The sequence below is a fragment of the Pontibacter chitinilyticus genome (genome assembly GCF_039748935.1).
Lineage (GTDB): Bacteria > Bacteroidota > Bacteroidia > Cytophagales > Hymenobacteraceae > Pontibacter > Pontibacter chitinilyticus.
This window is the reverse complement of the sequence record NZ_JBDIZJ010000011.1, coordinates 156,735-166,810: the sequence shown is the minus strand read 5'-3', so window position 1 is coordinate 166,810 and position 10,076 is coordinate 156,735. Positions and strand designations below refer to the sequence as shown.

At 50.6% G+C, this 10,076-nt stretch carries 9 protein-coding genes; 1 reads left to right on the top strand and 8 read right to left on the bottom strand.

Translation table 11 applies throughout. The features are described from left to right. From ABDW72_RS16160 to ABDW72_RS16145, 4 genes are all read right to left on the bottom strand, one after another. A partial coding sequence (locus ABDW72_RS16160) for a Gfo/Idh/MocA family protein (RefSeq protein ID WP_347159632.1) occupies positions 1-974 on the bottom strand: 974 nt, incomplete at its 3' end. A gap of 283 nt (positions 975-1,257) precedes the next feature. After that, complete coding sequence (locus tag ABDW72_RS16155) at positions 1,258-1,500, bottom strand: hypothetical protein (protein WP_347159631.1); 243 nt, start codon at positions 1,498-1,500, stop codon at positions 1,258-1,260. Then, positions 1,484-3,325 (bottom strand): MutS-related protein, encoded by a 1,842-nt coding sequence (locus tag ABDW72_RS16150; RefSeq protein ID WP_347159630.1) that lies wholly within the window; start codon positions 3,323-3,325, stop codon positions 1,484-1,486. Before ABDW72_RS16150 ends, ABDW72_RS16155 begins: the two co-directional genes overlap by 17 nt. A gap of 19 nt (positions 3,326-3,344) precedes the next feature. After that, positions 3,345-3,785, bottom strand: a complete 441-nt coding sequence (locus ABDW72_RS16145; RefSeq protein WP_347159629.1) for a RidA family protein — start codon at positions 3,783-3,785, stop codon at positions 3,345-3,347. Positions 3,786-3,995: 210 nt separating this feature from the next. Between ABDW72_RS16145 and ABDW72_RS16140 the strand changes: the two genes are divergently transcribed. After that, complete coding sequence (locus ABDW72_RS16140; RefSeq protein ID WP_347159628.1) at positions 3,996-5,651, top strand: sulfatase-like hydrolase/transferase; 1,656 nt, start codon at positions 3,996-3,998, stop codon at positions 5,649-5,651. A 46-nt stretch (positions 5,652-5,697) separates the two neighbouring features. Here ABDW72_RS16140 and ABDW72_RS16135 read toward each other — a convergent pair whose 3' ends face one another. The 4 genes from ABDW72_RS16135 to amaB form a co-directional block, all read right to left on the bottom strand. Further along, positions 5,698-6,822, bottom strand: coding sequence for a DUF4097 family beta strand repeat-containing protein (locus tag ABDW72_RS16135; RefSeq protein WP_347159627.1), 1,125 nt, complete (start codon positions 6,820-6,822; stop codon positions 5,698-5,700). Next, a complete protein-coding gene (locus ABDW72_RS16130) occupies positions 6,803-7,435 on the bottom strand; it encodes a hypothetical protein (protein ID WP_347159626.1) in 633 nt (210 codons plus the stop codon). Before ABDW72_RS16130 ends, ABDW72_RS16135 begins: the two co-directional genes overlap by 20 nt. A 27-nt stretch (positions 7,436-7,462) precedes the next feature. Beyond that, the gene (locus tag ABDW72_RS16125) at positions 7,463-8,023 is read right to left on the bottom strand and encodes an RNA polymerase sigma factor (RefSeq protein WP_347159625.1); all 561 of its coding nucleotides are present in this window, start codon (positions 8,021-8,023) and stop codon (positions 7,463-7,465) included. A gap of 401 nt (positions 8,024-8,424) precedes the next feature. Continuing rightward, the gene (amaB, locus tag ABDW72_RS16120; RefSeq protein ID WP_347159624.1) at positions 8,425-10,002 is read right to left on the bottom strand and encodes an L-piperidine-6-carboxylate dehydrogenase; all 1,578 of its coding nucleotides are present in this window, start codon (positions 10,000-10,002) and stop codon (positions 8,425-8,427) included. Positions 10,003-10,076: the final 74 nt, after the last annotated feature.

Below are 10,076 nucleotides of genomic sequence, written 5' to 3'. Positions count from 1 at the left end.
TCGTTGTGGCCACCAGGAAACGTAATCAGGGAGCGCACTTCCGGGTGCACCAGCGACGGATCGCGCATGAGCAGTTGATTAGCACCGTCGCGGTTGCCAATCCACATTTCGTTTGGAGCTTCCGAATTCCAGGCGAAGGTCTGCTTTGATCCGGAAATTTCGAGTTTCATCTGGTTTTTACGCCCAGCTGATACCTGCGACACTGTGATCACGCCGCTGTTCCCGTTGTCAAAGCGAAGCAGCACGTTGGCGTGATCTTCTGTGCTGATCTCCACATCGGTATAATCCTCTGGTGTCAGCATTTTACCCGAATAAGTTTCAATGGGCTTCAGCGGTTTTTTGCGTGTTTTATGAATCGTGTTGAAATCAGCTAACACTGAAGTGGTTTTCAGGCCGGTGATGTATTCGAGCACGTCCATCAGGTGAGAGCCAATATCCGCTATCGCCCGGGAATCGCCTGATTTATCGGGTTCTAAGCGCCAGTTGTAATCCGTATTATAGAATAACCAGTCCTGCAGATAAGAACCGATAAAGGAATAAATTTCACCCAGTTCTCCTTTTTCGCGCATGGTCTTCATCTGACGCACCAGCGGATAGTAGCGCAAGTTAAAGTGGACAGCATTTACCAGGCCGGTATCGGCGGCAACACGTACCAGTTCTTCCGCCTCTTGCAGGTTTTTGGCTAAGGGTTTCTCGCACACCACGTGCTTGCCTGCCTGCAAAGCAGCCTTCGATTGGGAATAATGCAGAAAATTTGGTGTGCAGATGTGAATACTCGTAATATCATCCTGTTTCAACAGATCCTCAAACGTATAGGAACGCTCAATGCCAAGCCCAGCGGCCTTTTCTTTGGCCATTTGCTCAGTTACTTCGCAAAGCGCGGCTACTTCTACATTCGGGAGCCTTCGCAAGGCTTCAATATGAGCGGGGCCAATAAAGCCCGTGCCTACAACACCTACTTTAATTTTCTTCATTATCTTTTTTACTTATATGTATGAAATGATTAAGAGAAACAGGTACAGTGAGCTTTAATATAAGGGTGCCATGGCAAGGAGGCAACACCGGTAAACTTGATTTCGTTTGCTGCTCCGTGCGAAAGGCAAAAGAGATTTACTAAAAATATTAACTTTCATTAACATAATGATAATGATAAAACACAAGCTTTACAAGTTCTGCGTCTATTGATGTAACCACTTCTTAAGATGATAGAACTGGTAACCTGAAAATGCCAACAGACGGGAAACAGCAGCAAAAGTCTCACCCATTCCGTCTCACGGTACTCACAAAAGCATCGCGCATGTCCTGAAATCGGTTCTGAACAGCTTCTAAGAATTCCTCGTCCAACAGGGCTTTAGCGCCTTCATCTCCTGTCACGTCCATTTCACTAATCTTATAGGTTTGCTCAAAGCTGCCTTTTTCCAGCTTCAGCAGGTACTTGCCATTCCAGGCCAGCAGCGTTACTTTCATGTTCGGGTTGGGGATATCAGCTACGACTCTCATATGTTTTGTTATCTTCAGGTTGATTGTTCATGTCGATGCCCATCAGTTCCATGAGCTTACTGGCATTAAAGCTACGGCAGATGCCGCGCCGTAGTTTGTAGTCGAACCTGATCTCATTACCCACAATGTCGCTGTTGAAGCTATAGTTGTGAACGCTGCCCAGCAGTTCCTGCTCCATGGCTCCAAGCTCCAGGTCGTGGGTAGAGATAAGGCCGGCGGCATTGCGTTTGTGCAGTTGCCGGATAAGCGCCATGGCCCCATGATGGCGATCGCGGGAGTTGGTGCCTTTCAAGATCTCGTCGAGCAGGTAAAAAACCGGTTGCCCCTGCTCCGTTAGTTCCAGCAGTACGCGCAGTCGCTTCAGTTCGGCATAAAACGACGAAGTATTTTCGGCCAGGTTGTCTACGGTGCGCATCGCCGTGTATACTTGTGCCGGAGCAAGTATAAGCTTTTCGGCACAAGCAGGTGCTCCCATCAGCGCCAGCACCATGTTAATGCCAATGGTGCGCAAAAACGTAGTTTTGCCGGACATGTTAGAGCCTGTAATCACAATCGTCTGCCCCATGCCAGCCATCCCGAAACTATTGGTAACAGGCGCTACCGAGAAAATAAGCGGATGTGCCAGCGCCTGTGCCTTAAACGTAAACGACTGCTCACTTAACTGCGGCATAGCAAAGCCTGGATTAGCATGCCGGAAGCAGGCCATACTTGCCAGCGCCTCCGTTTCTGCAAGCACTTCTACCGCCTTTTCCAGTTGCTCCAGGTGCTTTTGCCGCCACTGCTCCAGCCGAAACATCCAGATAAAATCCCACATGAAGATGGTATTCAGGAAAAAGCTCATGAGCGTGCTGAGACGCCAAGAGAAATAGTCGATGATGGAGGAAAGCCTGGTTACTGCCGCGGATGCTTTGCCATCTCCTGTTAGTAGCGCTGCCTGCAACTGTTGCAGCAAGGGCGAGGAAAAGGTGTGCTGCTCCAAGTGCTGCAGCTGGCGCGAATAGCTCCGAACAGCCTCATACATGCCGATGCTCTTTTCATAATATGCCTCCCGCTCTGCGTTATACTTATAGCCTAACAGGTACTGCACCAGCAGGAAAAAAGAAGGTACATAGCCGCTCACGCCATACCCCCAGGCCACGATGGCAGCCAGCGTTAGCACAGGCAATACCCAGACCAACACTTTCATAAAAGGGTGGCGCAGGTAAAAATCGGTGTGCTGCCGCATCCAGGTAATAAACTCAGTGGCTGGCGCAGCTGTTTGCTTGTAATAACGCGGCAACACCAGGAAGACCTGTGTCCACTCCATGTGCTGCGTAAGCTCCTGCAGGGCCTCTTGCCGCTGCTGTATGGTAGCCGGCGTAGCGGCCTGCTGCAGCCAGCTTGCCAGCCGCTGCCTGCCAATGCTCGAAACGGCACGGTTCAGCAGCTGAAACAGCGAATTGGCGCCAAAAATATCCAGATCTGAAGTATACGGGTGATGAGCATCCGCAAATTCGCTGCCCTCGTCAAATCCCCGCAGGCGGCCATGCAGCCGGTCTACCTCCTGCAGGTTAAACTGCTGTAGCAATACGAGCTGCTGGTGTTTAAAATCAAGCCGCTGGTGCCAGCGCAGCACAACCAGAAAAAGGATGTAGAATACGAGTATAGCCAAGCCTCCCAAGGCGTTCTGGCCGCTGCGGAAGCAGTAGTACGCCAGGGCAGCGCCTGCCAAAAAGACCAGTACCCGCAACCAGGATACAGTGCTTGACCTGGAAGCGGCGCCTTTCTCCTGTTCTGCAAACTGCGCGGCCCGCTGCTGATAGAATTGTTCTCTTATTTCGCTCACGAATGACTCTTTTATGCTGCTATACTTGCTGTGGCGCCGCTATTGTAGCGATACACTTTAGCTCGATAGCAATAGGTGTGGGTAGCCGGTTCACTTCTACTGTGGTGCGGCAGGGCTGGTTCTCATTAAAGTATTCCGCATAGAGGCGGTTGTAGGTGGCAAAGTCGTCCTGCATGTTGGTCAGGAATACGGTTACGTCCACTAGTTGCTCCCAGCCGGAGCCGGCCTCTTCCAGAATGTAACGCACATTCCGGAATACCGCATGGCATTGTGCCGCGATATCATAACGCAAAACATTGCCCTGTGTGTCCAGCTCCACACCCGGAATTTGCGTACTTCCCCGCTCCCGCGGCCCTACCCCTGACAGAAAAAGCAAATTGCCGGCGCGCCGTGCATGTGGGTATAAGCCAACGGGCTCGGGCGCTTTAGAAGAGTGAAAAGGCTTGTTCTCGGTTTCCATAGGTATATCAAGAAATAAGATCGGACACAACGAACCTAAGTCCTGACCAAGGGTGGCTTTTATCGCCTCTGCTGGCATAGATTTATTACCTTGCACAAATTAATCAGGGGCCAGGACGTATTTACTATGCAATATAGCATTTTATAGTACAGCAAGCGCCCACACGTTTATGTACTGCCAGCCCTTTCACGACCCTATCTATTCGCCCCTATGACCGCGAAGCAACACCTTTATACCCGGCAACTCGTTTACCTTATCCTTTTCTCGCTCTACATTGTAACCGTGGAGATGCGGCCCGGGCGCGTATATTATTTGCTCCAAACGCTGCTTTTCAGAAACAGCGTCGCGGCACTGCTCTTATACTTGCTGCTGTTTGCTTTTACAACTGGCAGCCTGCTGGTTTTACTTTTTAACAAAAGCAAAACTATCCGGTACAGTTTTCTTCTTTTGCTATTCCCGCTGCTCAGCATCAGCCTGACTTACCGCTTTATTACAGGGTATAATTTCGCGTATACCGACGCGCAGACAGCTTTAAGCAACATGCATTACTTACAGGCAGCACTGTCTACCTATGCGCTGCCTATCGTGCTGGCACTGGTCAGCGCTGCCCTTGTTGTTGGTGCCCTGTTTTTCCTGAGCAAGCGTACTACCCTTGTTTACCAGCCCTGGCAAGCTGGGGTGGTGGTACCGGCATTGTTCCTGAGCTACTTATACGCTGGCAGCACACTTGGCAACGCTGATGACTTTCCTGCTTTTTATCGGGTACCGGTAAGTACTTTTCTGGCGCATCAGCATGAATTACCTCTTGGCAGCCGGCATAAAGTTGCCGCAAGCCCGACAACTACCGGTGTAAAGCACCTGTTTATGATAATGGACGAGAGCATCATTGGCAGTGCGCTCTCGCTAAACGGAAACAGCGCCGCCACCACGCCCTACTTAAAGGCTGCAGCTAACCGTATCATTAATTTTGGGATAGCCAGTTCTACCGCAAATTACAGTTCGGGGAGCAACATTGCGCTGATGAGCGGGATACAGCTAGCGCAGCTTCCGGACAAAAAGCATCTGGCGCTAACGCAGCCCTCCATCTTTCAGTATGCCAGCAAAGCAGGCTATAAAACTTACTTTATAGATGCCCAACTGGGCCTTAAGGTGTTGCAAAACTACGTGTCTCCTTCCGATCTCGCGTATGTGGATCATTTTATACAGCCGATTGATGAAGACCCGAACATGCCTTATTACGAGCGGGACTATGCCGTGGCACACCTGCTGTTGCAATTATCAAAATCACCGGATAAGGTATTTGTATACGTGAACAAAGCAGGAGCGCACTGGCCCTATGCTCGCACCTACCCGCCAAACGCGGTGTTCTTCAAACCCACGCTCCCGGAGCGAAGTATGCTGATGGACCACGAGAAATCACGCAACACGTACTACAATTCCGTCCGATGGACGGTAGATGGCTTCTGGAAAAAGCTACTCACAGGAATTACGCCCCGCGACAGTACCGTGATCATTTATACTTCCGATCACGGGCAGGACCTCTCTGGAAATGGCATTCAGATTACGCATGCCTCTACCACCAATACCACGCCGATAGAAGCCAATGTGCCCCTATGGCTACTGGACGAATCGGGTTATACTTCGCGCTACACCATACCTGCTCCTAACAGGCAAGCACATCAGCAAATATTCCCCACTTTGCTGCTGCTACAGGGCTATAGCTCCTCTTTTATTCATACTAAGTATGGCAACACGCTTTTTGATAAACCTGCCTCCAAGCCTCGCTCCTTTTTAAACGGGGACATTTTTGCCAGAGGACCGGCCTCCCTGGTTCAGTTTGATACAAATAAAAAGAGCCGGCAATAGCTGGCTCCCTTTCACATCTTAAACAAACAATTTTATTTCAAACGTATCATTGCGTAAACTTCACATCACCATACTTCGAGCTGATGTTGACGGCACCTTTTGCCGCCGTACCTCCAAAGTTGCCCTTATATGTGGCTGACGTGTAGTCTTTCTCATGTGATGTCAGGTTGATGAGCGACTTATCTACATTGAAATCGGCAAACTGCACATTTACATCAAAGTTGAAAGACGTGTTGTTATCAAAGTTCAGGGCAATGGGACTAAAGCCACTGTCGAGCGAGATACGGCGGATGTTTTTACTGACATTGCTTACTTTAAACGTGCCATACTTTACTTCCAGGTTCAGTTCTTCGCCCAGGTTTCCGATCTTGAAATCGCTATACTTGGAAGAGCCCTCCAAACCATTTGTGCCGTCCAGGCTCATACTTGAGTAGGCCACCTGGATGTTTCCGCCATTTATAAAAGCACAGTTGCCGGAGCCATACGCAATTTTTACGTTGTTGCCACTGTTGCTCAGCCGTTCGCTCTTCAGAGAACCATACTTCACCGAGATGTCGGCTTTGCCCTGCAGGTTGGCCACATATACATCGCCATACGTGTTGCTGACCGTCAGCGGGTTTTCAGTGGGCATATAGATGGTGTAGTTCACCTCGAAGCTTTTGTGTGTGTTGCCCGAGATGCGCATCGGCGACATTTCTGTTTTATAGGAGATGGTGTTTCCTTCGCGCACTTCTATGATCCTGATGTTATCCAGTATTTCCTGTGCTTTTTCGTCGGTGCTGGCGCGGGCAATAACATCCACCTTTACCCGCATTTCATTTTTATCCCAGGTGTTTACCCGCACGCTGCCGAACTTGTTCTCCACATCAAGCAGGTCGGCTTTGCTCACTTTATAGTTTTTATCAATGGTCCGCTGTTTCTCAGCGTCAAGCGTAGCCTCACTTTCCTGCAACCAGAGCCGGTTTACTCCTCCGTTGGCCACCACTGCCAAGGCGGCAGAATTAGCTAGGGCAGTAAGTTCAGCGCAGTTAACCAGTACGGGGCTGGAGGGCTGCGCCGGCATTTGGGGGGTAGATGGCGCCACGGGCACTTGTTGTGCTGAGGCCATCATAGGAACAGCCACAGCCATGATGGTTAGCAGCTGTTTAAGGTTAGGTATTCGTCGTTTCATCTCTTACGGGTTCAGAAGTAGGTCCTTTTTGTTTATCTTCAATCTTTTGAAGTACATCTAACTGGCGGTTAAGCACCTCCATCCGGATCTGCAGGTTCTGGATCATAGCTTCTACCACACGGTCAGTGTTTGGGGTTGTATAAAGTTCTTTCTTAAGCTCGGTGTAGCTACTGTCCAGGCGCGCCAGTTCGCTATCAATGCCGGCATCTCCGCTCAAGCCGAGCACCTTCTTATCATACACACTTAGCTCGCTCTTTTTCTCTTGTATCTGGCTGGTATAGTAAGCTTCTACTTCTACTATTTCGGGCGCTATTTTCTGCAGTTTGTTCTGGCTGGCGGCAGCGATGGTGCTGGTGCCGGTGAAAGCCTTCTGTTTCATCACAAACAACGTGAGGCCACAGGTTAGGAGCAGCAAAACAGCGGCGGCAATGCGCATAAACAGGAAGTCGGCACTAAAGCTGGCCCGCTCTCCAAATTTGATGTTGATCACCTTTGCTTCTTTTAGAGGACTTGGCAGCTCCTGACAGATTTCCTGCCACAGTTCCGCCCGGGGCTCAAATGTATCGAACGCATCCCGGTGTTCGCTTACAAATCCTTTTAGTTTATCTTCCATGGTACAAATTCTCCATAAATTCTTTTATTAAGTCATCATCGATGGCTCTTGTACGATCTCCAGCAGTTTCTTTTTTGCCCTGCTGTACTGCGACTTAGAAGTGGACTCGGTAATGGCCAGAATCTCCCCTATTTCAGCGTGATCGTATCCTTCCAGCAAGTATAAGCTGAGTACTACCCGATAGCCATCCGGCAGCTTCTGGATGGCCTGCCGCACTCGATCTACTTTCCAGGTGGTGGCATCTTCATCGTACACCTCATCGGCTACATCAGCTACTACGTGTTCATCCATGGGCACCAGTTCGCTGTGCCGCCGGCGAACGGCATTTATCGCCGCATTAACTACTATCTTTTTAAGCCAGCTCCCAAACGAAGCCTCTGCTTTATAAGTATGAAGCTTCCTGAAAGCACTCACAAATGCCTCCTGCAGCACATCTTCGGCTTCGGCATAGTCGTTGGTGATGCGCATGCTAACGTTAAACATGGCTTTGGAATACAGCTTGTACAGCTCATACTGCGCGCGGTTATCACCGCTCTTGCAGCGCTCGATCACCTGGTGGTTTACATCCTGATAGCTGAGTGTCTCCAATGTTGTTCTGCTTTTGCACAGCACCTGTACTTGCCGCACTTTCCTGATTTATACTTTCACCGGCGCATTCCCTTTCATCCAAATTCAACCTAAAGACACCGGCAGGAGCACGAAGTTGCATGAAGTTGCAAAATATTTTCTACTGATGCTTACTCCTTTGATCTTACTGAGTTTAGCCGCTGCAAACGTCCTTAGCAGGGCCTTTTTGCAGGCGAGCAAAACCTGTAAATGCAGCAAGCCAGCCCTAATGTAGAGCTGGCTTGCTGCTATGTCTGAAGCAACATGAACAGGATTAAAGATTAGCACGATGGCTATATTTTGATAGCCTGTTCTCCTTCCGTTTATACTTCAGTTGCTGTTGATCATCCTTAAATCCTGCTGAAGCACGTTAGCGTGTTCATCTAGTCCATGATATCGAACCGGATGCCTTGGGCCAGCGGCAGCTCGCGACTATAGTTGATGGTATTGGTCTGGCGGCGCATGTATACGCGCCAGGCGTCGGAACCAGATTCGCGGCCACCGCCGGTATCTTTTTCGCCTCCAAATGCGCCACCGATTTCAGCACCGGAAGTACCAATGTTCACGTTTGCGATGCCGCAGTCAGAGCCCCAGTGGCTCAGGAAAGCTTCTGTTTCGAGCAGGTTGGTAGAGAAAATAGAAGAGGACAAGCCCTGCCGTACGCCATTCTGCAGCGCAATGGCGTTTTCCACATCGCCGCTATACTTGATCAGGTAGAGGATGGGCGCAAAGGTCTCCTCCTGCACCATCTCGTAGCTGTTTTCTGCTTCCACAATGGCAGGCGTCACGTAGGTGCCTGTCTCAAAGCCTTCGCCCGTCAGTACCTCGCCGCCTACTATCAAGTTGCCTCCCTCCTGCTGCACCTTCTCCAGCGCCTTTTGGAAAGCCTCCACCGCATGCTTGTCGATCAGCGGGCCGACCAGCGTGGTGTTGTTCAGCGGATGGCCAATAGGCAGGTTCGGGTAGATCCGGGTCAGGCGCGCTTTTACCTGCTCATAGATGTTTTCGTGGATAATGAGGCGGCGGGTAGACGTGCAACGCTGGCCGCAGGTACCCACGGCACCAAATACAACGGCGCGCAACGTCATTTCCAGGTCGGCACTCTCCGTGATGATGATAGCGTTGTTGCCACCAAGTTCCAGCAGCGATTTGCCCAGGCGTGCGCCTACAGCCTCGCCAACTTTTTTGCCCATGCGCGTAGAGCCTGTCGCCGACACCAGCGGCAGGCGCTCGTCGTGGCTCATCAGGCTGCCAACCTGCGCATCGCCGATGATCAGGTTAAACACGCCCTCCGGTAGCTCGTTCTCAGCTAAAACATCACGGATGATATGCTGACAGGCTACAGCTGTAAGTGGTGTTTTCTCCGAAGGTTTCCAGATGCTCACATCGCCACAAACGGCAGCCAGCATCGCATTCCAACTCCATACAGCCACCGGAAAGTTAAATGCGGAGATAATGCCTACAATGCCCAGCGGGTGGTACTGCTCATACATGCGGTGCTGCGGGCGCTCAGAATGCATGGTATAGCCATGCAGCTGCCGCGACAGCCCTACCGCGAAATCGCAGATATCGATCATCTCCTGCACTTCGCCCAGGCCTTCCTGTAGAATTTTGCCCATCTCGTAGCTCACCAGCTTGCCCAGTGCTTCTTTGTGCTCCCGCAGTTTCAAGCCGATCTGGCGTACTACTTCGCCGCGCTTTGGTGCCGGTACTTTGCGCCATACTTCAAAAGCCCGTTGTGCCGTTTGCACCACCTGCTCGTAATCCTCCTCCGAAGCTATATGAACGGAGGCGATCAGGTTGCCATCTGCCGGCGAGTGCACCTCGCGGGTAGCGCGGTTCTCCTGCCCGCCCCAGGTCTGGCCGGTGCTGTACGCAGGGTTGTTTTCTTTGATGCCCAGCTGGTGGAGCACGTCTTCTATAGCTTTGGTTAGCGGCAATGCGTCTATGGTTTGTTTCATGTGGTTTATAATTTATGAATGAGGGTCTCTTACAAAGCTATAAAAATAAAAAAGCTTCTGCTATGTTGCAGAAG

Excerpts from the sequence above, each read along its gene's own strand:
- ABDW72_RS16155 (WP_347159631.1), bottom strand. The coding sequence starts at position 1,500 with ATGAGAGTCGTAGCTGATATCCCCAACCCGAACATGAAAGTAACGCTG.
- ABDW72_RS16145 (WP_347159629.1), bottom strand. The coding sequence starts at position 3,785 with ATGGAAACCGAGAACAAGCCTTTTCACTCTTCTAAAGCGCCCGAGCCC.
- ABDW72_RS16140 (WP_347159628.1), top strand. The coding sequence starts at position 3,996 with ATGACCGCGAAGCAACACCTTTATACCCGGCAACTCGTTTACCTTATC.
- ABDW72_RS16135 (WP_347159627.1), bottom strand. The coding sequence starts at position 6,822 with ATGAAACGACGAATACCTAACCTTAAACAGCTGCTAACCATCATGGCT.
- ABDW72_RS16130 (WP_347159626.1), bottom strand. The coding sequence starts at position 7,435 with ATGGAAGATAAACTAAAAGGATTTGTAAGCGAACACCGGGATGCGTTC.
- amaB (WP_347159624.1), bottom strand. The coding sequence starts at position 10,002 with ATGAAACAAACCATAGACGCATTGCCGCTAACCAAAGCTATAGAAGAC.